The sequence below is a fragment of the Limnobaculum allomyrinae genome, from assembly GCF_016649425.1.
In the GTDB taxonomy this organism is placed as follows: domain Bacteria; phylum Pseudomonadota; class Gammaproteobacteria; order Enterobacterales; family Enterobacteriaceae; genus Limnobaculum; species Limnobaculum allomyrinae.
The window spans coordinates 1-22430 of the sequence record NZ_JADRCR010000008.1 but is presented as its reverse complement, the minus strand read 5'-3'; the positions used below and the strand labels follow the sequence as shown (position 1 = coordinate 22430).

Here is a 22430-nt window from a genome sequence, read left to right as displayed (position 1 = left end):
CAAAATTCTGTGGGCTAAAAGTTATGAGAATGAATAGTAACACAGCCTGTATATTTTGCCGATCCTCTGGTATACTTCGCCCGCTTTATATTTCTCTGTTCTTTAACATTTAGTGGAAGATACCCATGCATCCTATGCTGAACATCGCCGTACGTGCTGCACGTAAGGCTGGTAACCTGATCGCCAAGTTTTATGAAACACCTGACACCGTTGAAGCAAGCCAAAAAGGTAACAACGATTTTGTAACTAACGTTGACCGCGAAGCAGAACATCTGATTATCGATGTTATTCGTAAAGCTTATCCTCAACATACCATCATCAGTGAAGAACGCGGTGAACTGGCTGGAGAAGACCAGGATGTACAATGGGTTATTGATCCACTGGATGGCACCACCAATTTTATCAAACGACTCCCTCACTTCAGCGTCTCTATTGCTGTGCGCGTTAAAGGCCGCACGGAAGTCGCTGTGGTTTACGATCCTATGCGTAATGAGCTGTTTACCGCCGCTCGCGGTCAGGGTGCGCAGCTAAACGGTTACCGTTTGCGCGGTTCAAACGCAAAAGATCTTTCTGGTACCATTCTGGCTACCGGTTTTCCATTTAAAGCAAAACAGCACTCTGCTACCTATATCAATATGGTTGGCAAACTGTTCACCCAGTGCGCAGACTTCCGTCGTACCGGTTCAGCCGCATTAGACCTGGCTTATGTTGCCTCTTCCCGCGTTGATGGTTTCTTTGAAATTGGCCTGAAGCCATGGGATTTTGCTGCCGGTGAACTGCTGGTTCGTGAATCAGGTGGTATTGTGACTGACTTCGTTGGCGGACATAACTCTTATGTTTCAGGCAACGTTGTGGCGGGTAACCCACGCGTGGTTAAAGCACTGCTGTCAACTGTGCGTGATGAATTAAGCGATTCATTAAAGCGTTAATCATCGGATACCGGGCAGTTGGCTATAAGATTGCCCGGCCATTATTGGTTCGTTGTTGATTATGGATATTATTCAGCTCCCTCGCCCTACCCTATTCTTAGCGTTTTTTGTTCGGGAGTTCTCTTTCTATGGCAAAGGAACCACCAGAACCACATTGCCGGAAGACGCTTTCTTTTATACCGGCCCTTCCAAAGCGACGGAATACCGATTCTTTGAGTTAGTTGATAGCCGACCTATGCGGGGAGTTCGTCAATATATAAGCCCAAACTATCTGCCATTCATTAATGATGTCCCCATGCTGTCTGTCGCCGCAAAACAACATTCGTTGGAGAAATCTCTGTTTACGCCCAATACGAATGCCGTGTTAAGCCTGTCCGGCGAGTATTTTTTTGAAAACCAGTGGGTACGTAGCGAAAACCGGATTAAGTCGAATAAATATGTCGGGGAACAGGCTGAACTGATGTACCACAATATTCGTTCTCTTGCCCCATACCAGTTCCATGTTTCCAGCGTGACTAATGATGGAACAATCTGGACTCAGTTTCCTCGTTCAGATGTTGAATTAAGCATTCTTCCCGGGCAAACCGCCTGTTTTCTCTGCCGCAGAGAACAATATGAATTTACCGGTATGGAGATGTCACAACCTAATCTGAATCTGGTTATGTGGGTAAAAAACCATGGTTTGCACCATCAGATTAGCTATGTCAGCGAACAGCTAGCTGAGCAATATGACAGCAATTCCCTGTGTACCGGTGACTTCGCATTGAAAGATTTCCGTAAAAGTCGTCTTAAATACCAGTTGGGATAATAAATATACCCGAAACGTTTATTTAACTTCAGCGGTCAAAAATAATGCGACACCTTACTCTTCCCGGTATTGTGACGAGAAATTCTGAGGGAAATCAGTGAAGATGCCATCCACACCCCAGTTAAACAGCTGATTGGCGCGGTCTTTGGCGTTAACTGTCCAAACATTGACCTGATAGCCCTTACTTTTAAATAGCTGTACCTGCTGGTGAGTCAGCCCTTCATTTTGCGGGTGAATATATTCAGCGCCGACCCACTCCATAATCACATGCCAGTCATCGTTTAGCGTATGGTTTTCAAACAGGCAGGCTACCGGCGCCTGAGGGCGTAATCGTTTAAATTCTGCCAGCAGCGTAGGATTAAAACTGGAAATGATGTATTCCCGCCCATCATCCAGTTGGTTTAACGCCCGATCTAACCCTGCCAGTAAACGACGGCAGGCTTCGGCGCTGACATCGCCGGATTTAATCTCAATATTGGCGTTGAGCTGATACTGATTCATCAATACTATCAATTGGCTCAGAGTAGGAATACGCTCACCGCGATATTCATCACTAAACCAGCTTCCTGCATCAATCTGATCCAGATCTTGTCGATTTAATTCAAACAGAGAACCTGAGCGATTGGTACAGCGATCGAGCGTTGAGTCATGGGACAGTATAATGGTGTCATCCTGAAGGATATCGATATCACACTCAAACCAACGTACCTGATAATCAGTACATAACTTAATGGCCGATAGTGTATTTTCTGGTGCCAGTGACGACACGCCGCGATGAGCAAAAATAGTTCTCATGACTTCTCCCGTGAATAAGCTCGAACATCACTAACCGAAATAGCGTAATCCGCCGGAAGCGGCTGGCGATACACCATAGTACAGAACCAGACCAAACAATATCAGCAGTACACCACCGAACAGTGAAAAGGAAATCAACGCTACCTTACCCCATTCTGAACGCTGGCGGGTTACCGTCAGCTTTTCTGCTAACCGACGAGCGTAATGAACCAACAGCGCTAACAGTGAAATAGTCGTGGCCGTTCCTAACGCCATTACCATCGCCGCGGCTATTCCCCACGAATAAGCATCAATCACTTTAGAAAACAGTAAGACCAATATGGCACCAGAACAGGGGCGAATACCGATGGAAAGAATAATCGCCAAATTGGTTTTCCAACCGCCGGAAACATCCAGCTCGTCAGCCGTTGGTAAATGGCGATGACTGCATCCACAGCTGTCACTATGTACGTGTCCGGGCTCCAGCGGCGTCAGTGAGTTTATCTTAATGGTTTGTTGCACCTGCTTTTGCTTCGCCATGCTGCGCAATTGCCGAATTGCCCGGTAGCAAAGCATTCCCCCTACCAGCACAATCAGTAAATAGCTGCCCTTTTCCATCCAGAAATTACTTTGGTGAATAGTTCGGGTTGAGAGCTGAAGAACAGAAAGCACCATGGTAACCAGCAAAATAGCCACCACGCCCTGCACCAGTGAAGCTGCCAGAGTTAGCAGCAGGCTGGCTCGCAGTTTTAAAGGATGGGTCGCCAGATAGGCAGTGATAATAACCTTACCGTGTCCCGGCCCGGCGGAATGGAGTACACCGTAAATAAAGCTGAATAACATCAGCATTCCACCGGTTTCCAGCGGATATTGCTTAACTTGCTGTAATAGCGAAACCAGCTGTTGATGCAGCTGTTTTTGCCAAAGGGAACTTTGTAATACAAAGTCCGGCCACTTTAACCATACCAGTACTGCCAGCATGGCAAGGGCGGCCAGACAAAGATACAGCGGCCAAAAACGGCCGGAAGAATAGTTGGGTTTATTATCAATCAATGGCATTTCAACGTCACGGTCTGGGCAAACTTGCTGCCCAACATCATATCTTCTCCCGGAGAATCATTTTTATCTAATGAGCGGGCATAAGCCATCAGAGATGAGTCCGGTTTTGGTGTAGTTAACTTTACGCTACATATTGCAGCAATATCATCGGTTAGATGAATCGACTTTTCTGAAGGGTAACGCATATCCACATAGTAACTCTGCTCATAAGTTGACAGTGTGATGGTGTTATTTTTCAGCGGAATTGGATTAACTAGTGGTAAAACAAAGGTAAATACCGCTTTATTGCCATGACGAGATAACGAGTAGTTATCCGCTTTCTCGGCAAATTGAACCGGCTTATCGTTGAGCTTCATATAGCTAAAATAGAGCTGATTGCGGGTATTTTCCATTAACTCATCCGCCATGCTCTGCCAGACCAGTGGTGAATCTTTTGCCATCGCGGCATCCAACAGTAAAGCGGCCGATGTCAGCTCGTCCATCTCCCATACCATACGAACACCAGCCAGTTGCTGGTTTTGAATAACCAGGCTGGAATCAATATCAATAAAACTATGTGGGTGAGCACCCGCTAATGGACTCAGCAGGCACATCATGGCAAACACTATGGTTCGAGTTATCAGCATCATGGGGATTTGCTTAATGATTTACTCTTTTACTAACGGATAGCTAGCTTCATTCCAGCCGCGATATCCGCCGTCCATAGAGAGCACATTAGTATACCCCATCTTTTGGATGCTTTCTGCTGCCAATGCAGAACGATAACCGCCGCCACAGTACAGCACCATTGGTGTTGCTTTATCAGGAACAACGGTTTCAATATCACGTTCTAAAACACCACGTCCCAGATGTTTTGCGCCGGGGATATGGTCTTTCTGAAATTCGCTCTCTTCACGAACATCCAGAACCAGTGGAATGGTTCCCTTGTCCATCATCTCTTTTACTTGCTGAATACTGACTTCATGTACATTTTTACGTGCGGCTTCACACAGCTGCTCAAAACCTGGGTTATGCTTTTTCACACACTTCTCCTTGGTTATCATAAAGACACTATAGATTATCAGTGCCCACAGTGACGATTTCCAGTAAAAAAACAGGCGCTATATTATCAATATAGCGCCTGTTATTAACAGAATTGTTCCTGACGCTGATTGTCACTGTATATGAAAATCAGCGTGATTGCTGTCAGAACGTTTATGCATAAACCGGATAACGTTTACAAATATCCAGAACCTTAGCTTTCACGCTCGCAATGACAGCTTCATCATTGATGTTATCCAGCACGTCACAGATCCAACCGGCCAGTTCACGTACTTCTGCTTCTTTAAAGCCGCGACGGGTCACCGCAGGAGTACCAATACGTACACCTGAAGTCACAAACGGACTTCTTGGATCGTTCGGTACGCTGTTTTTGTTAACCGTAATGTTGGCTCTGCCTAAAGCAGCATCCGCATCTTTACCGGTGATATCTTTATCCACCAGATCCAGCAGCATCAGGTGGTTTTGAGTTCCACCGGAAACAATCTTATATCCACGAGATTTAAATACGTCCACCATCGCTTTCGCGTTTTTAGCAACCTGCTGCTGGTAAGTTTTAAACTCAGGCTCCATTGCCTCTTTTAACGCTACGGCTTTTGCTGCAATCACATGCATTAACGGGCCGCCCTGACCACCAGGGAATACCGCTGAGTTCAGTTTTTTATACAGCTCTTCGTCACCACCCTTGGCTAAAATCAGACCACCACGAGGGCCAGCCAGCGTTTTATGCGTGGTGGTGGTAACCACGTGCGCATGAGGAACCGGGTTTGGATAAACATCAGCGGCAATCAGACCAGCAACGTGAGCCATATCAACAAACAGGTAAGCACCAATTTTGTCTGCAATTTCACGCATTTTTGCCCAGTCAACGATACCGGAATAAGCAGAGAAACCACCGATGATCATTTTTGGTTTGTGAATTTCAGCTTGACGAGCCAGATCGTCATAGTCAATTTGACCACTTTCATCAATACCATAAGGTACGATGTTATATAACTTACCGGAGAAGTTAACCGGTGAACCGTGGGTCAGGTGGCCGCCGTGTGCCAGATTCATCCCCAGTACCGTATCTCCCGGATTCAGTAACGCCATATAAACCGCAGAGTTAGCCTGTGAACCGGAATGCGGTTGCACGTTAGCATAGTCAGCACCAAACAGCTCTTTAGCACGATCGATAGCTAATTGTTCAACAATATCAACATACTCACAGCCACCGTAATAACGCTTACCCGGGTACCCTTCGGCATATTTATTGGTTAATTGAGTTCCCTGAGCCTGCATTACACGTGGGCTGGTATAGTTTTCAGAAGCAATCAACTCGATATGCTCTTCCTGGCGAACATTCTCTTTTTGTATGGCCTGCCATAATTCGGCATCATAATCGGCAATGTTCATGTCTCGCTTTAACATCCGCATCTCCTGAGTAAGCTAATTAACTGGTAAAGGTGCAACTAAGTACAACATCGAACCAGTGTAATATGTTTTCATCTTGTTAAATAGACCCAAATTAAGGTTTTTACGCAAACGTTTGCTTTTCATCCAATAAAGAGCAAAAGTGGCTATTAACCATCGGCATCACTTGGTTTTCGTCTGTTATTAAAATCATCTCACTGATTTAAAAGTCAATTTATCTGCTATTTTTGTACAGGTATATCTATTGACATAGATTAATTAAAACATGTATTTTAAATATATGTTAATTACTCCCTACCAAAAGGATATGAGAATGCTCGACAGCCAAACTATTGCCACCATCAAAGCCACCATACCTGTATTAACGGCTACTGGCCCATCGTTAACCGCCTATTTTTACGATCGTATGTTTCAACATAACCCTGAGTTGAAAGATATTTTTAACCTTAGCCACCAATTCAGCGGTGCCCAGCGTGAAGCCCTGTTTAATGCCATATGCGCTTATGCGGTCAATATTGAAAATTTACCGGCGATCCTTCCGGCAGTTGAACGTATTGCCCAGAAACACTCCAGCTTTAACATTCAGCCAGAGCAATATGCCATTGTTGGCGAACACTTACTTGCCACATTGGATGAGATGCTGAGTCCCGGCGAAGAAGTGCTTAATGCCTGGGGGAAAGCCTATCAGGTACTGGCTGATGTGTTTATCAAACGGGAAAGTGAAATTTATCAGCAGGTTGCCGAAAAACAGGGTGGCTGGGAAGGCTTACGTCCATTCCGTATTGCTAAAAAACAGCAGGAAAGTGAAATTATCACCAGCTTTGAACTGGAACCGGTCGATGGTAAACCAGTAGCTGATTTTATACCGGGCCAATATATTGCTCTCTATCTGCAAAGTGACAGCCTGGAATACCAGGAAATTCGTCAGTATTCATTAACTCATGCACCAAACGGTAAATATTACCGTATTGCCGTTAAGCGCGAGCCACAGGGTAAAGCCTCAAACTATCTTCACGATATTGTTCAACAGGGTGATATCCTTAATCTGGCACCCCCTTATGGCGATTTCCATCTGGATGTTAAATCGGATACCCCAGTTGCATTAATCTCCGGTGGTGTAGGTTTAACGCCAATGCTGGGTATGCTAAATACGTTAAAAGCACAATCACACCAAGGGCCGGTTTACTGGCTACACGCCACCGAACGTTCTGGTGTTCATGCTTTCCGTCAGGAAGTCAGTCAATTACTTGAGAGCATGCCGAATACGGAAGCACACGTTTGGTATCAACATCCTCAGGATAGTGACCTGAATAAATTCAACCACTATCAAGGTTTGATGGATCTCACGAAACTGAAGCCCACACTTCATCAGCCTGATATGCACTATTACTTCTGCGGGCCGGTGCCGTTTATGCAGCATGTTGCTCAACAGCTAATCAGTTGGGGAGTTAATCCACAGCAGCTTCATTACGAGTGTTTTGGTCCACATAAGGTGTTATAAGCCAGCAGCTTATAAAAAGATGAATAAGCCGTTGCCAGTAAAGGTAACGGCTTAAAAAGGAAGAGAAATCAGATTGCGTCTTCGTCTTGTTCGCCGGTACGAATGCGCACCACGCGAGCCACATCAAAGACAAAAATCTTACCGTCACCAATCTTACCCGTCTGCGCGGTATTCATGATGGTTTCGACGCAGGTATCAACAATATCGTCAGCGACAACAATTTCAATTTTTACCTTTGGCAGAAAATCCACCATATACTCAGCGCCACGATACAGTTCCGTATGCCCTTTCTGGCGGCCAAAACCTTTTACTTCCGTTACCGTCATGCCGGTAATGCCCACTTCCGCCAGTGCTTCACGAACATCGTCTAACTTAAACGGCTTAATGATTGCGTCAATCTTCTTCATAAAAGTCAAACCCTTACCAATTTTTACGGCCAAAGCCGGAAGTGATCGGATAACGCCGATCTTTGCCAAAGTTACGTGCAGTAATCCTTGGGCCTACCGGTGACTGCCGGCGCTTATACTCATTAATATCAACCAGGCGGATAACCTTACGTACAATCGCCTCATCGAAGCCTTCACCTACCAGTTGATCTACCGACATATCCCGTTCTACATAGCCATCAAGGATCTTATCCAGTACCGGATAAGGCGGCAGGCTGTCTTCATCTTTCTGATCCGGAGCCAGCTCCGCAGAAGGTGGACGATCAATTACTCGTTGAGGAATGACCGGCGAACGAGTATTACGATATTCCGATAGTTTAAACACCAGCGTTTTTGGTACATCTTTTAATACATCAAAACCACCCGCCATATCACCATAAAGCGTCGAATACCCTACGGCGATCTCACTTTTATTTCCGGTGGTCAGCACCAGACTACCGCGTTTGTTCGATAGCCCCATTAATATTACCCCACGGCAGCGCGCCTGCAGGTTCTCTTCCGTTGTATCACGGCGAGTGTTGGCAAACATTGGTGCCAGCTGGGTCATAAAGGCATCAAAAATAGGCTCAATGGATATAACATCAAACTCAACGCCCAGCGTTTCCGCCTCTTCCCGCGCATCTTCAATACTGATTTCTGCGGTATAGCGGAATGGCATCATCACTGCCTGAACTTTCTCTTTGCCCAAGGCATCAACGGCAATCGCCAGTGTTAAGGCAGAATCAATGCCACCTGATAAACCAAGAATGGCCCCTTTAAAGCCATTCTTGTTGGCGTAATCGCGTACCGCCAGTACCAGCGCATCATAAATCAACGAGAGCTCTGATGGTTGTTCTGGCAACACCATAGATTCAATATGATTGTCATGAAACTTAACCAGCTGAGTCTGCTCTTTAAATGCCGCCAGCTTGTGCGTCATATTGCCTGTCGCATCAAAAACCTTGGAACAGCCGTCAAAAATCAGCTCATCCTGACCACCGACCTGATTCAAATACACCAGCGGTAAGTGAGTACGATGACAATGTTCCGCCAGCAATTGATTGCGAATATAAGGTTTTTCACGGTTATAAGGTGAAGCGTTGATCGATAAGATCATATCAACATTAGCCGCTTTCAATGCATCCACCGGGCCGTTAAACCACAGGTCTTCACAGATCAGTAAACCAATGCGATAACCCTTAAATTCAACGTAACAGGTTCTGTCATCAGCGCTGAAATAACGTTTCTCATCGAATACGCCATAGTTAGGCAGTTGCTGCTTGTAATAGCGGGTAACCAGATTCCCCTGCCAGAACATGGAAAGTGCATTATATAAATGCCCATTGTCCCGCCATGGATGCCCCACAATCACGGCAGTCTCAGAGGAAGCAGCCTGTAGTCGGGCTAATTGTTCATCACAACGCTGATAGAAATCGTCACGATAAAGTAAATCTTCCGGTGGATAACCGGTCAGGGCCAATTCAGAAAACATCACCAGATCGGCTCCCGCCTGATGCTGCTCGCTGATGGTTTGTAGCATTCGGTTAGTGTTACCTTCAATATCACCAACCAGCCAATTTAACTGCGCTAATGCGATAGAGAGAGCTTTGCTCATATCAATTCACTGTTCGCTATCAGGTTACAAAGGCGGCAGTATAAATGACTGTCGCCCGGATTAAAAAAGATTAAACGCTACTCTTTAAAATCATTCGCATCTAATTCATGGCGTGACAACAATTTATAAAACTCGGTTCGGTTTCGTCCTGCCATACGGGCAGCATGGGTAACGTTACCTTTAGTCATCTGTAAAAGCTTGCGTAAATAGAGCAGTTCGAACTGGTTACGCGCTTCGACAAAAGTTGGCAATGCCGTATTTTCACCATCCAAAGCCTGCTGAACCAAAGCTTCATTAATAACCGGTGTGCTGGTCAGCGCAACGCACTGCTCAATGACGTTAACTAACTGACGTACGTTACCCGGCCAGCTGGCGGCCATTAAACGCTTCATGGCATCGGTAGAAAAACTGCGGACAAAAGGTTTATGGCGTTTCGCTGACTCACGTAACAAATGGTCGGCTAACAGTGGGATATCTTCAGCCCGTTCATTTAACGCAGGAATTTTCAGTGTTACCACGTTCAGACGATAGTAGAGATCTTCGCGGAACTCCCCTTTCGCCATCGCTTTTGGCAAGTCGCGGTGAGTCGCCGAAATAATCCGCACATCAATATCCAGATCGCGATTGCTGCCTAACGGGCGCACTTTACGCTCCTGTAAGACCCGTAACAGTTTTACCTGCAAGGGTAGTGGCATATCACCGATCTCATCCAGAAACAGTGTGCCACCGGTAGCCGCCTGAAACAGTCCATCACGACTGCTGACTGCACCAGTAAATGCGCCTTTAGCATGTCCGAATAACTCAGACTCCAGCAGCTGTTCCGGCAATGCACCACAGTTAATGGCAATAAAGGGTTTATTCCCCCGCGGACTGGCGCTATGTATCGCTTTGGCCAATACCTCTTTACCGGTTCCGCTCAGGCCGTTAATCAATACGCTCACATCAGACTGCGCAACCATTTTGGCTTGTTCAAGCAGTCGCAACATTAACGGACTGCGAGTCACAATATTTTCTCGCCAGCTTTCATCACCCGCTGGCACTTTCATTACCAGAGCATCATCAATGGCTTTATACAGCGCATCGCGATCCACCGGCTTAGTCAGAAAACTAAATACCCCTTGTTGTGTCGCAGCAACCGCATCAGGGATAGAACCATGGGCGGTAAGAATAATGACTGGCATACCTGGCTGATGTTTTTGGATCTCATTAAACAACGCCATACCGTCCATTTCATCCATACGTAGATCGCTGATAACCAGATCTATCTGTTCACGACCTAAACGACGCAATGCTTCTTGCCCACTCTCCGCCGTTGTAACATTGAAACCTTCGCTGGTTAAACGCATTCCCAGTAGCTTTAACAGACTGGGATCGTCATCAACCAGTAATAAATTGGCAGGCTTACGCGATGTCATATCAACTAAACTCCTTAATAACGGCTGGTCTATTTTTTCTCTGCTGCTGGAGTATCTACTTTAACCGGAGCAGTGGTTGCCGATGGCTGAGCTGGTTTTGCACTCTCTTTTTCTGCTTTATTCTGAGGCACTGTAGTTTTATCCGGCGTTGGTGCAACAGCCTTTACAGGTTCCACAGGTTTATCACTCACAGCGGGTTTGGCTTCTGGTGCCGTTTTTGCTGGCTCCTGAGCTTTTTCATTTGTCGCAGGTTTGGTAGCCGCAGCAGGCGTTACTTTTTGAGCACTTGCATCAGATTGCGTTGCCCCTACCGGCTTTTCTGGCAACACCGGAGTTGGCGGGATAATGACTGGCGCAGATTCGACTTTTGATGGGCTGCCGATAGTGCTATCTGCCGGAAGATTCTTACGAGATGAGAGCTGACGTTCAATATCCGTCAAGTTTTCCAGCTTGCGGGTCATCTCATTAAGCTGATGTTTGGTATCCTGTAACTGAGCATGCAGCGCATCCATTTGTGCATCATTATTTTCTTTTTGGCGCTGATGACGGGCTCTTTCATCTGACAGGCTAAGTTCCATAGACTGTTCATCAGTCCAAAGCTGGATCAAAGAGTAGACGGTATCCGGATACATTGAACGGAAATTCTTTAACTGTTCCAGTGAACGACGACGTTCAGAATTATTGACTTCAACGCGGGACAGCAAGACAGCACGCTTCATAACGCCATCCCAGGTTATCATTTCATATTCACCGGATTGTGCCAGAGCCCGCGAAGCAGGAAGTGACTGAGAACAGGTAATCAAGCGAAGCCAATACAATGAGTTAGCGTAAGTTTCACTGTCCTGAGCTTTCCAGATATTACCGTCACAACTCACTCGTGAATAATCACTGACTTTGCGATTTGGCGTTTCATAACGAATCTCACCCGATGCACTTTCAGTAAACGACTGGTAGCTACATCCGGCCAACATAACAGGCAGCATAAAAGCAGAAAGCGTTAGTGCTTTCTGCCATTGACCCGTCACCCCCGGTGTATTCTCCGGGCTATGCGTAGAATGATAATTTAAATCTTGTTTGGTAAACCTTTTAGGCATTATGCATTACTTCTCAGCAGTTAACGGTAGTTCAATTCGAAAGCACACATCGGCATAGTCTACATCGACCAGCAGCAATTCACCGTCCATCTGGCGGATACAATCACGGGCAATGCTCAATCCCAAGCCACTGCCTTTTACCGCTCCTTTTCTCTGGCGGCTCCCCTGATAAAACGGCTCAAACAGCATCGTTTTTTCCTGAGGCAGGATTTTTTCTCCGGTATTGGCGATATCTATTTGAATAGATTGCCCAACCTGACGACTAATAACCCAAATGGTACCGGATTCCGCGCCATAGTGCACTGCATTGGAATAGAGATTATCAAGAACACGCATTAATAATACCGATTCCGCCCAACAGTGGCTTAATGACAGCTGACATTCCGTGCGCATAAGTTTAGCCCGTGCAGGCAAACTATGGGCAGAAATTACCGCAGAAACCATAACCTGCAGATCAAGGTGCTCTTTTTCAGTACGTACATCCGTCTGATTACGGTTGTAATCCAGAAGTTGCTCAATCAGTTGTTGTAAATGTCGGCTACTGTTATCCAGTATAGACACCACCTCTTTTTGATCGTCGGTTAACGGCCCGACAACCTGGTCCAGCAATAATTCCGTACCTTCACGCATACTGGCCAGTGGTGTTTTCAGTTCATGAGAGATATGCCGCAAGAATTCATGGCGCTGTGATTCCAACCACGAAAGACGTTCACTCAACCAGACAATACGTTGTGCCAGAGACTGAATCTCCCTGGGGCCTTTAAATGCGGTGAGATTACTCAGAGACTTCCCCTCTCCCAAACGGTTAATCATACGCTCAACCCGTTTTACAGGCCCAATGATCATTCGGGTAAACAGGAAAACCAAGAATACGCTAAGCAAGAACAGCAACAATGCCTGTTGTCCAAAGAAGTAACCTTTATCCGCGATGGCCTGCTGTAATTTTTCACCGCGAGAGAAAATAATGGCTCGGGTAGCCTGAACCATATCCGCGTTTGCCTTGGAAAACTGCTCTAATAAAACGGATGATTCTTCATTTGGCCCACTGTTCTTACAGTGGATTTCCGCCAGCCCTGCCTGCTGCTGTTTGAGCGTTTTATAATAGTTTTGATCGGGAATAATTGCTGCGTGCATCTCCAACATTTCGGCATATTGTTGACGCTGGTTTAGATAAAGCGTCTCCAGCGTTTTATCGCCCAATACACAATATTGCCGATAACTGCGCTCCATACTTAATGCCAGATTGGTCATCGCTTCGCTACGTCGCGCATCTTTCAGGGTCGTATTGTTACTATCCGCAGCCTGCTCACTAAGCAAATCTAAACTTTTATAAGCCTGATAAGCCAAAATCAGCAATGGTAATAGCACCAGCAAGAATGCCAATAACACCAGTTGACGAAGGGAATGAGGAAAACGGTTCAATTTTTTCAACCTGATACTCTCACGATAAATCAATCGATAACGATGCTAACTGACCCTGAGGGAAGAAAATAGCGCTTTAAGCAGCTTCATCAAAGATTTTCTTACATCCGGATTGCTCTGCATTTGTCCATTAGCGGCATAATAACTCAAAAACAACTTTCTGGCTTTTCTGCGTTAAGCCGTTTGCTAACCAGATCGCAGCCAAAAAAAAAGCACTTAACCAAGTATGGTAAGTGCTTAACGAATTTCGTTTACTTGTTGCTGCGTGAGTTCCCGAAGGATGGGTAACATCCTTCGGGAGAAATACGTGGATGTCCTGAATTTTCGTCTTCTGAGTGATGGAGGTATAACCCTGACATCGGTAGACCTGACGAATAACATCCATATGTGTCAATAATTGATGAAGTGTTGTTCATAACAGCAGGTTCATCACAACCTGACACAGGCTGGCACCTCACTCAACGTGTCGTCTGATGTTTGATAAGCTGCCTAAGCAGTGAATATCGGGTTGGTAGACGATAGGTACCATGGCTTTGGCATCATTCTAAGGCTTATGTAGCACCACAAATTGTGTTCTGACATAAAAAGGTGAATGAGCGACGTATAAGATAATGCACATAGCGTGCCACATTTAAAATAAAAATAACAACCAATTGATAAGTAATGAATTTTATTTTTATCTGGTTGTTAAGGTAATTTTGTAGCGCGACTCTGATGGTGAATCCCTGCTCGATCTGTCTCTAAAAACCGACAGTGTTTTATCGCACTTTAATTATTTAATAAAATCATATTGTTATATGTCTCTTATTTGAGACATCTTATTACCCCATTGTCTGCATTTCCCAACAAAAATAAGAAACTTCTTATTTTTCATATCATTAAAAAGGCGACTTTCGTCGCCTTTTATTATAAATAGCGGCTATTAACCAAGCTGCTTGCGTGCATTACGGAACAATCGCATCCATGGCCCATCTTCGCCCCACTCTGCCGGATGCCAGGAATTGCTCACCGTACGGAAAACTCGCTCAGGGTGAGGCATCATTAACGTAATCCGCCCATCCTTATTGGTGATTGCCGTGACTCCTTTTGGTGAACCATTCGGGTTAGCTGGATAGTTCTCGGTAACCTGACCGAAATTATCCACATAACGCATAGAAACCAACCCGGATTGGTCTAACGCCGCCAGATGTTGTTCATCCCTTACTTCGACCCGCCCTTCACCATGAGAAACTACAATCGGTAAGCGTGAACCTTCCATCCCTTGCAGCAACAATGATGGACTACGAGTCACTTCCACCAGGCTAAAGCGCGCTTCAAAACGTTCTGACAGGTTACGTACAAAACGGGGCCAGTGCTCAGAGCCCGGGATCAATTCGCTCAGGTTAGACATCATCTGGCAGCCATTACATACACCAAGAGACAGCGTATCCTGACGATTAAAGAAAGCATCGAACTGATCGCGTACCCGATTATTAAACAGTACCGACTTCGCCCATCCTTCTCCGGCACCCAATACATCACCATAAGAGAAGCCACCGCAGGCTACCAGCGTATGGAAACCATCTAACTGCATGTTTCCCGACAGTAAATCACTCATATGTACATCAACAGCATCAAATCCTGCACGATGGAAGGCGGCCGCCATCTCAACGTGAGAGTTCACCCCTTGCTCACGCAGCACTGCAACCCGAGGGCGTGCCTGTTTAGCAATATAAGGAGCAGCAATATCATCTTTAACATCGAAGCTCAGATTGACATTCAAACCCGGGTCATTCGCCTGTTGTTTTGCCTGATGCTCCATATCGGCGCAGTCCGGATTATCACGCAGGCGTTGCATCTGCCATGTTGTTTCAGCCCACCACATACGTAATGTTTGACGACTTTGCTTATAGACTGGCTTGTCACCATAACAAATATCGATTTCATCACCCGAGACGGCACAACCAATATGATGTACAGAGTCCGTTAATCCAAACGACGACAGACATGCTTTCACCTCTGCCAGCTTATCCTGAGAGACCTGAATAACAGCACCCAGCTCTTCATTAAACAGAACGGATAACATATCGTTATCCAGTGATTGCAGATTGACCTTTAATCCACAATGACCGGCAAATGCCATTTCCGCCAGCGTTACCATTAATCCGCCATCAGAACGGTCGTGATAAGCCAAAAGTGAACGACTGGCGACCAAAGACTGCATAGCATTAAAGAAAGCCGCCAATTTCTCCGCACTGTGTACATCTGCCGGCTTATCGCCCAGTTGACGATATACCTGAGCTAATGCTGTCGCTCCCAGACCATTTCGGCCTTCACCCAGATCGATAAGCAGCAATGCATTATCTTCTCCGGTATGCAGTTGTGGAGTAACCGTACTACGTATATCCTCCACTCGGGCAAAGGCGGTAATCACCAGCGAAAGCGGAGAGGTCATCTCCAGAGTTTCACCTTCTTGCTGCCAGCGGGTTTTCATTGACATCGAATCTTTACCCACTGGAATGGTGATGCCTAATGCAGGGCACAGCTCTTCACCCACCGCTTTTACTGCAGCATACAGACCCGCATCTTCTCCCGGATGACCAGCAGCGGCCATCCAGTTAGCAGAAAGCTTAATACGTTTTAGTTCACCGATTTGAGTTGCAGCAATATTAGTTAGCGCTTCCCCCACCGCCAGACGAGCTGAGGCAGAGAAATCCAGTAATGCAACCGGCGCTCGCTCACCTAAAGACATGGCCTCGCCATAATAGCTGTCATAACTGGCGGTGGTCACAGCACAATCCGCAACCGGAATTTGCCATGGGCCTACCATTTGATCACGAGCGACCATACCGGTTACTGAACGGTCACCAATGGTGATAAGGAAAGTTTTTTCCGCCACCGTTGGCAAATGCAGAACGCGTTTGACCGCTTCTTCCAATGAAATATCCGCTTTTACCAGCGGTTGAGACGCCGTATTTAATGTTTTGACATCCCGAACCATTTTCGGTGTTTTACCCAGCAGAACATCTAGCGGCAGGTCAATAGGGTCGTTGTCAAAATGACGATCGTGAAGGGTCAGCTGTTTTTCTTCTGTTGCCTCACCAATTACCGCATAAGGTGCGCGTTCACGGCGGCACAGGCTATCAAACAACGCTAACTTTTCTGGCGCAACAGCCAGAACATAGCGCTCCTGAGATTCATTACACCAAACCTCTAATGGGCTCATTCCCGGCTCATCGTTGAGAATGTCACGTAGTTCAAACTTACCACCGCGATTACCATCGCTGACTAATTCAGGCATCGCATTGGATAAACCACCGGCACCAACGTCATGGATAAACAGAATCGGGTTGTCATCACCCAACTGCCAACAGCGATCGATCACCTCCTGACAGCGACGTTCCATTTCAGGGTTATCGCGCTGTACTGATGCAAAATCCAGATCTGCATCAGATTGGCCCGAAGCCATTGAAGAAGCCGCTCCACCACCAAGACCAATATTCATCGCTGGCCCACCCAATACAATCAGTTTGGCACCAACGGTAATTTCACCTTTTTGTACGTGATCGGCTCGAATATTGCCAATACCACCCGCCAACATAATTGGCTTATGGTAACCGCGCAGTTCCAGACCATTATGGCTGTTCACTTTTTCTTCATAAGTGCGGAAATAGCCTAATAATGCAGGACGGCCAAATTCGTTATTAAAAGCAGCGCCGCCCAAAGGCCCCTCAGTCATAATATCCAGTGCGTTAACAATACGGTCTGGTTTACCGAAGTCTTGCTCCCATGGTTGTTCAAAGCCCGGAATACGCAAGTTAGAAACTGAAAAACCAACCAGACCCGCTTTGGGCTTAGCCCCGCGACCGGTTGCACCTTCATCACGAATCTCGCCACCGGAACCCGTTGCTGCTCCCGGCCATGGAGAAATGGCCGTTGGATGGTTGTGAGTTTCTACCTTCATCAAGATATGTGCGGCTTCCTGATGGTAGTCATAAACACCACTATCCGGTTTAGCAAAGAAGCGCCCCACTTCAGAGCCTTCCATTACGGCTGCATTATCTTTATAAGCAGACAGAACATAGTCTGGCGTCTGCTCATAGGTATTCTTAATCATTTTAAACAGCGATTTGGGCTGTGTTTTACCATCAATCACCCAGTCAGCATTAAAGATTTTATGCCGACAGTGCTCAGAGTTAGCCTGAGCAAACATGTAGAGTTCAATATCGGTTGGATTGCGCTGTAAGCCGGTAAAGGCATCCAGCAAATAGTCAATTTCATCAGGCGCTAATGCCAGCCCAAGCTTTTCGTTAGCTTTTTCCAGCGCCTGACGGCCTTCAGTAAGCACATCAACCACTACAAATGGCGCTGGCTGATGCTGAGAAAACAACGCTTGCGCTTGCTGAGGTTCAGTAAACACGCATTCCATCATCCGGTCGTGTAGTAAACCGGACAAAATGTGCCATTGAGAATCAGAAAGATTTTCCGCCTGAATATAATAGGCGATACCCCGTTCTAAACGGTGGATCTGTGACAGTCCACAGTTATGTGCAATATCCGTCGCTTTTGATGCCCAGGGAGAAATGGTTCCCGGCCGTGGCGTCACCAATAACAACCGACCTTGTGGCTCGTGTTCTGCCAGTGATGGACCATATTTCAGCAACCGCTTTAACTTTGTCAGCTCATCTTCTGACAATGGTGTGATCAAGTCCGCAAAGTGCACATATTCAGCATAAATATCGCTGACCGGCAGTTGGAGATCCTGACAAAGGGATAGTAACTTATTGATACGAAAAGCAGATAAAGCAGGCGAGCCACGCAAAATTTCCATAATAGAATTTCTCTGGTCTAAAGAGGCCATCACAATAGGTACCTTAATCCAATCGGTTTCATATTTCAGTAAAACCCCTGAAAAACCGCCTATTGTGATGACCTCTAAGGCTTAAGCGGAAAAAACTTCGCCTATTATAGAGAATCAAACTCAATGACGAAACCGTTTGCGTAGCTATTATTTTTCGCCCGAATAATGAATCCGATGAAACATAGTATTTGCTATGTTGTCTCTAGTTAAGCAAAATGCCTGTCTATAAATTCAGGACTATTCCTTTCCTGATGAAAAATTAACTGAGAATTCCATTTATTATCAAACGATAAGCAGCTATACGAGATAACCCAAACTAGAGTGATTTCAAAGCCCATGAATGTTTAACTCTATTCGTATTCAGCAAAAAAATTCACCTGATTTAGAGAACGATATTTGAAGCCATTAAAGATTAACTATCTGTTTATTGGTGTTGTCACCCTGCTACTGGCCTTAGCCATGTGGCCAACGCTGCAATGGCGCGGCGATAACAGCACTCAATTACAGAAAATTAAGCAACGCGGCGTGCTCAATGTTGCCACTCTTAACGTTACTCCCTACTACTATCAAAGTAGCACCGGGATTGACGGCCTTGACTATGAGCTGGCGAAACAGTTTGCTGACTATCTTGGTGTTAAATTAAATATTGAAACTGAACACAATGTTACCAGCCTGTTTACTCGATTAGAGAGTGGTGATACCGATATGCTGGCTGCGGGGCTTATCTTTAACCCTGAGCGTATGAAAAATCTGAATGTGGGCCCTGCTTACTATTCCGTTTCACAGCAGTTGGTATATCGCCAAAATACGCCAAAGCCCCAATCCCTGGCCAATATTAAAGGTAAGTTAACGGTAGTCGCAGGCGCCGCCAGTATTTCTACATTGCATCAGTTAAAAAAGAGTAAGTATCCAGACCTCAGTTGGAATGCCACACCGTCCGATTCTTCTGTTGATCTGTTAAAGCAGGTGGCCGATGGAAAACTGGACTACACCATTGCCGATTCTGTCACTATTGCCATGATTCAACGGGTTTATCCTAACCTGGCTGTCGCTTTCGATATCACGGAAGAAGAGCCGGTAATGTGGTACGTGCGTAAAACTGAAGATAACAGCCTGGATGCCGCGATGCTGAACTTCTTCAACCAAATTAATGAAGATGGCACGCTGGCAAAGCTGGAAGAGAAATATCTGGGTCACGTCGGTGAATTTGACTATGTCGACACCAAAACCTTTCTAAATGCTATTGATAACACGCTTCCCGGCCTGAAACCTCTGTTCGAGAAATATGCCAAAGGGATCGACTGGCGTTTAGCCGCGGCCATCGCCTATCAGGAATCCCACTGGAACCCAACCGCAACATCAGCAACCGGCGTACGCGGTATTATGATGCTTACCCGAAGTACTGCTGACTCATTGGGGGTTACCGACCGTCTGGATCCAGAACAAAGCATTCGTGGTGGGCTGGTCTATTTGGAACAACTGATGGCAAAAATTCCGGATAGTGTCCCCGAAGAGGAAAAAATCTGGTTTGCCTTAATTGCTTATAATATGGGATACGCTCATATGCTGGATGCCAGAAGTTTGACTGCACAGCAAGGGGGAAACCCGGACAGTTGGGTGGATGTTAAAAAGCGTCTGACCATGCTGACGCAAAAACAATATTACAGTAAAACCCGTTATGGCTATGCCCGTGGCTATCAGGCTTATCAGTTTGTTGAGAATATTCGCCGTTATCAACTTAGTCTGGAAGGCTATCTTCAGGAAAAAGATCGCCAGTTAGCTAAAGCCCGACAAATTGCAGCACAAGACGTTGAACTGGGTCAATCTTACCCTGCAATTAAACCCAATCAGTTTCAGCTTAGGCAACCAATACCTCAGGCACAAAACTAATACTTAATGCGGCAGTTAGCCTAACCCCTGCCGCAACATTTTTTGTAACTTAATCTGCTCTCTTCGACGTTTAAAAAAGTCACTCAACCTTGCTGAACACTCTTCCGCCAGTATACCGGCAGTCACTTCAACATGGTGATTCATTCCCGGGTGTCCCAGGATATCCATCAGAGAGCCTGCCGCACCGGTTTTTAAATCACTGGCACCATAGACTAAACGCTGAATGCGACTATGAACCATTGCTCCGGCACACATCACACAGGGTTCTAACGTGACATATAACGTAGTATTTAGCAGTCGATAATTTTGCAGGGCTAACCCACCCTGTTGTAGCACCATAATCTCCGCATGAGCAGTTGGATTATGAGTACTGATAGGTCGGTTCCAGCCTTCAGCTATTACCTGATTATCCTGTACTAATACTGCACCAACGGGAATCTCCCCTTCCCTGTCGGCCCGTTCAGCTAGCTCCAGCGCATAGCGCATCCAGTCTTCATCACTGTAATGCGTCATCATCATTAATTACTCTGCCTTTTATATTAATCACTGCCATCGATTAGCGATGACTATTCCAGCTCTTTAAGATTACCCTGCATATCAACTCGCCAGCGATGTTGGCAGCAGGCAAGCACCGGATCATCCTGAATACTGTCGCTGTAACCACTGTATAATGACAGTGGTTTACCCAGGCGCTGTTCCAGTTCAACAACCTTTTGTTTGCCTAAACAGCGCATATCAATAACCCAACCACCATAGCGTCTGGCGATTTGGCTACCGACCAGATTCACTTTCCCCAGAAAGAATGAATCCACATAAGCTTCTTCTACTAAACGTTGAGGAGAGCCCGTTAATAACCAAACTTGAGTATTCTCATCATTCAAATATTCGGCCAAACGCCCCTGAACGACCGGAAAAGGGACAACACTCTGGCGAAAGTTTTGAATAAATTGTTGTTCCAGCCATTTCAATCGGGATTCGTTCTGACCTGCTGTGACTGCCCACAGCATCAAACTCATTGGCCAGCGGCTGTTACGTCCATTAATCAATAATCCTAAAATAATTACGGGGAGTAGAGGTATCAGAATAATCAGATTAGCGGGCAGCCGACGAATCATATAACGCAAAAAACTGCCAAACAGATCCTGCTGGTGCAATGTCCCATCCAGATCGAAAAACACGTTCCTTTGTTGTGATTGATTATCTGACACACTGACTCCTAAAATTTTCTGGCTAAAAGCGGGCCTGCTGCCAGTGAACATCCAACTATTCAGCAACATGTGTAATCAGTATACCGTTTATTGCCCTTTTTATCGCTGGAAAAAAAGAATAAACCATTGGTATCAACCCAGGCCAAGCGTATAATCCCCCGTCCGAACTTAAGAGATATATGGCATGGCTTTACTGATCACAAAAAAATGTATCAACTGTGACATGTGAAACATTAACTAATAAATACATATATTACAGTTAATTAAACCTATGTGTTACTATTCACCTTTCTTATAACACTAATATTAAAGCAAACCGATTAAGTCTAATTACATAAAGTTATCTGCTTACTATTGCCCACCACCAAACACTGTGTTTATATACAGAAATCAATAGATATTGAATTGGTGCCTGCTATGTCAAACGAAAAGAAAGATCAGGGTTTTAATTTCATACCCAAGCTGATAGACACAAAAATAGCAATAAACACATCCCCCTCACCTGGCCTCGTTATTATGAAGTTGCAATTTGCGCTAACAGAATACGATAGAGAGAGCGAAAAAGTAGTCGAAACAGCCCAAGAGCCACAACAAACTTATATGACTGAACAGGCTGCTCGACAGCTATTAATTCAATTGAAAACATATTTTGATGCTGAAGAAACTATAAATATTTTAGATATCAGCAATGATGGAAGGATGACGATTCAGTGAAGAGAATGAGGGTAAGCATAGTGCTTCTTTACCTGCTCATAAATAGGAATTGAAAAGAGCCACGGATCATCTGCGACTCATGTAATGCTACTATCTAATTCAGTTAATTATTCTAAATGTTCATGTGACATTTTAATCTCGGGGTAGCGTTGGCCAGATAACATCAGGGGTCATAGATACATCAACGGCTTTCACAGCTTTGATGTATTGCATCCACGCGATCAAGTCCGCTTTGTCTCCGTCACTAATGATGCCCAGTTGCAATTCCGTTTGCCAGAAACTGAT

Annotated in this window: 19 protein-coding genes; 5 read left to right on the top strand and 14 right to left on the bottom strand. The window is 45.6% G+C overall.

What is annotated here, in order from left to right; genetic code table 11:
* The first annotated feature begins 125 nt into the window (after positions 1-125).
* Both suhB and I2494_RS14510 read left to right on the top strand, forming a co-directional pair.
* Positions 126-929, top strand: a complete 804-nt coding sequence (gene suhB, locus I2494_RS14515; protein ID WP_218467616.1) for an inositol-1-monophosphatase — start codon at positions 126-128, stop codon at positions 927-929.
* Between the two features lie 61 nt (positions 930-990).
* Complete coding sequence (locus I2494_RS14510) at positions 991-1737, top strand: hypothetical protein (RefSeq protein ID WP_218467615.1); 747 nt, start codon at positions 991-993, stop codon at positions 1735-1737.
* 54 nt (positions 1738-1791) lie between these two features.
* Here the strand turns inward: I2494_RS14510 and I2494_RS14505 are convergent, their stop codons facing one another.
* The 5 genes from I2494_RS14505 to glyA all read right to left on the bottom strand — a co-directional run bounded on the left by I2494_RS14505 (position 1792) and on the right by glyA (position 6018).
* Positions 1792-2532 (bottom strand): glycerophosphoryl diester phosphodiesterase, encoded by a 741-nt coding sequence (locus I2494_RS14505; protein ID WP_218467614.1) that lies wholly within the window; start codon positions 2530-2532, stop codon positions 1792-1794.
* Between the two features lie 30 nt (positions 2533-2562).
* Positions 2563-3570, bottom strand: a complete 1008-nt coding sequence (locus I2494_RS14500) for a nickel/cobalt transporter (RefSeq protein ID WP_218467613.1) — start codon at positions 3568-3570, stop codon at positions 2563-2565.
* On the bottom strand, positions 3561-4199 hold the full coding sequence (locus I2494_RS14495; protein WP_228350971.1) for a DUF1007 family protein: 639 nt from the start codon (positions 4197-4199) through the stop codon (positions 3561-3563). The genes I2494_RS14500 and I2494_RS14495 overlap by 10 nt, the downstream gene beginning before the upstream one ends.
* 18 nt (positions 4200-4217) lie before the next feature.
* Positions 4218-4592, bottom strand: a complete 375-nt coding sequence (locus I2494_RS14490) for a rhodanese-like domain-containing protein (RefSeq protein ID WP_218467612.1) — start codon at positions 4590-4592, stop codon at positions 4218-4220.
* Positions 4593-4764: 172 nt separating this feature from the next.
* Positions 4765-6018, bottom strand: a complete 1254-nt coding sequence (glyA, locus tag I2494_RS14485; RefSeq protein ID WP_218467611.1) for a serine hydroxymethyltransferase — start codon at positions 6016-6018, stop codon at positions 4765-4767.
* Between the two features lie 316 nt (positions 6019-6334).
* Here glyA and hmpA point away from each other — a divergent pair, with 316 nt between their 5' ends.
* Positions 6335-7522, top strand: a complete 1188-nt coding sequence (gene hmpA / locus I2494_RS14480) for an NO-inducible flavohemoprotein (RefSeq protein ID WP_228350970.1) — start codon at positions 6335-6337, stop codon at positions 7520-7522.
* Positions 7523-7590: 68 nt separating this feature from the next.
* Here the strand turns inward: hmpA and glnB are convergent, their stop codons facing one another.
* The 6 genes from glnB to purL all read right to left on the bottom strand — a co-directional run bounded on the left by glnB (position 7591) and on the right by purL (position 18306).
* Complete coding sequence (glnB, locus tag I2494_RS14475) at positions 7591-7929, bottom strand: nitrogen regulatory protein P-II (protein ID WP_108901578.1); 339 nt, start codon at positions 7927-7929, stop codon at positions 7591-7593.
* Positions 7930-7942: 13 nt separating this feature from the next.
* Complete coding sequence (locus I2494_RS14470; RefSeq protein ID WP_218467609.1) at positions 7943-9562, bottom strand: NAD+ synthase; 1620 nt, start codon at positions 9560-9562, stop codon at positions 7943-7945.
* A 77-nt stretch (positions 9563-9639) separates the two neighbouring features.
* Positions 9640-10977 (bottom strand): two-component system response regulator GlrR, encoded by a 1338-nt coding sequence (gene glrR / locus I2494_RS14465; protein ID WP_130593025.1) that lies wholly within the window; start codon positions 10975-10977, stop codon positions 9640-9642.
* 29 nt (positions 10978-11006) lie between these two features.
* Positions 11007-12071, bottom strand: a complete 1065-nt coding sequence (locus tag I2494_RS14460) for a hypothetical protein (protein ID WP_218467608.1) — start codon at positions 12069-12071, stop codon at positions 11007-11009.
* Positions 12072-12077: 6 nt separating this feature from the next.
* A complete protein-coding gene (locus I2494_RS14455; protein ID WP_407657917.1) occupies positions 12078-13526 on the bottom strand; it encodes a sensor histidine kinase in 1449 nt (482 codons plus the stop codon).
* An 889-nt stretch (positions 13527-14415) separates the two neighbouring features.
* Complete coding sequence (gene purL, locus I2494_RS14450) at positions 14416-18306, bottom strand: phosphoribosylformylglycinamidine synthase (RefSeq protein WP_218467757.1); 3891 nt, start codon at positions 18304-18306, stop codon at positions 14416-14418.
* A gap of 423 nt (positions 18307-18729) precedes the next feature.
* Between purL and mltF the strand changes: the two genes are divergently transcribed.
* On the top strand, positions 18730-20223 hold the full coding sequence (mltF, locus tag I2494_RS14445) for a membrane-bound lytic murein transglycosylase MltF (protein WP_228350969.1): 1494 nt from the start codon (positions 18730-18732) through the stop codon (positions 20221-20223).
* Between the two features lie 15 nt (positions 20224-20238).
* Here mltF and tadA read toward each other — a convergent pair whose 3' ends face one another.
* Together tadA and yfhb are read right to left on the bottom strand one after the other, a co-directional pair.
* A complete protein-coding gene (tadA, locus tag I2494_RS14440) occupies positions 20239-20736 on the bottom strand; it encodes a tRNA adenosine(34) deaminase TadA (protein ID WP_218467756.1) in 498 nt (165 codons plus the stop codon).
* Between the two features lie 53 nt (positions 20737-20789).
* Entirely contained in the window at positions 20790-21431 is a 642-nt protein-coding gene (gene yfhb / locus I2494_RS14435) for a phosphatidylglycerophosphatase C (protein WP_218467605.1), read from the bottom strand.
* Between the two features lie 417 nt (positions 21432-21848).
* On the opposite strand from yfhb, the gene I2494_RS14430 reads away from it, so the two are divergent.
* Positions 21849-22145 carry a hypothetical protein gene (locus tag I2494_RS14430; RefSeq protein ID WP_218467604.1) on the top strand — a complete coding sequence of 99 codons (297 nt, stop codon included), beginning with the start codon at positions 21849-21851 and terminating at the stop codon, positions 22143-22145.
* A gap of 132 nt (positions 22146-22277) precedes the next feature.
* On the opposite strand, the gene I2494_RS14425 is transcribed toward I2494_RS14430, so the two are convergent.
* Positions 22278-22430 (bottom strand): tail fiber assembly protein (locus tag I2494_RS14425; protein ID WP_228350978.1); only part of this gene is annotated, 153 nt, incomplete at its 5' end.

Bases quoted from the DNA above. Each gene is read 5' to 3' on its own strand.
- glyA (WP_218467611.1), bottom strand. From the start codon at position 6,018: ATGTTAAAGCGAGACATGAACATTGCCGATTATGATGCCGAATTATGG.
- glnB (WP_108901578.1), bottom strand. From the start codon at position 7,929: ATGAAGAAGATTGACGCAATCATTAAGCCGTTTAAGTTAGACGATGTT.
- I2494_RS14500 (WP_218467613.1), bottom strand. From the start codon at position 3,570: ATGCCATTGATTGATAATAAACCCAACTATTCTTCCGGCCGTTTTTGG.
- suhB (WP_218467616.1), top strand. From the start codon at position 126: ATGCATCCTATGCTGAACATCGCCGTACGTGCTGCACGTAAGGCTGGT.
- I2494_RS14470 (WP_218467609.1), bottom strand. From the start codon at position 9,562: ATGAGCAAAGCTCTCTCTATCGCATTAGCGCAGTTAAATTGGCTGGTT.
- glrR (WP_130593025.1), bottom strand. From the start codon at position 10,977: ATGACATCGCGTAAGCCTGCCAATTTATTACTGGTTGATGACGATCCC.
- hmpA (WP_228350970.1), top strand. From the start codon at position 6,335: ATGCTCGACAGCCAAACTATTGCCACCATCAAAGCCACCATACCTGTA.
- I2494_RS14510 (WP_218467615.1), top strand. From the start codon at position 991: ATGGATATTATTCAGCTCCCTCGCCCTACCCTATTCTTAGCGTTTTTT.
- I2494_RS14460 (WP_218467608.1), bottom strand. From the start codon at position 12,071: ATGCCTAAAAGGTTTACCAAACAAGATTTAAATTATCATTCTACGCAT.
- I2494_RS14505 (WP_218467614.1), bottom strand. From the start codon at position 2,532: ATGAGAACTATTTTTGCTCATCGCGGCGTGTCGTCACTGGCACCAGAA.
- tadA (WP_218467756.1), bottom strand. From the start codon at position 20,736: ATGACGCATTACAGTGATGAAGACTGGATGCGCTATGCGCTGGAGCTA.
- I2494_RS14430 (WP_218467604.1), top strand. From the start codon at position 21,849: ATGTCAAACGAAAAGAAAGATCAGGGTTTTAATTTCATACCCAAGCTG.
- I2494_RS14495 (WP_228350971.1), bottom strand. From the start codon at position 4,199: ATGATGCTGATAACTCGAACCATAGTGTTTGCCATGATGTGCCTGCTG.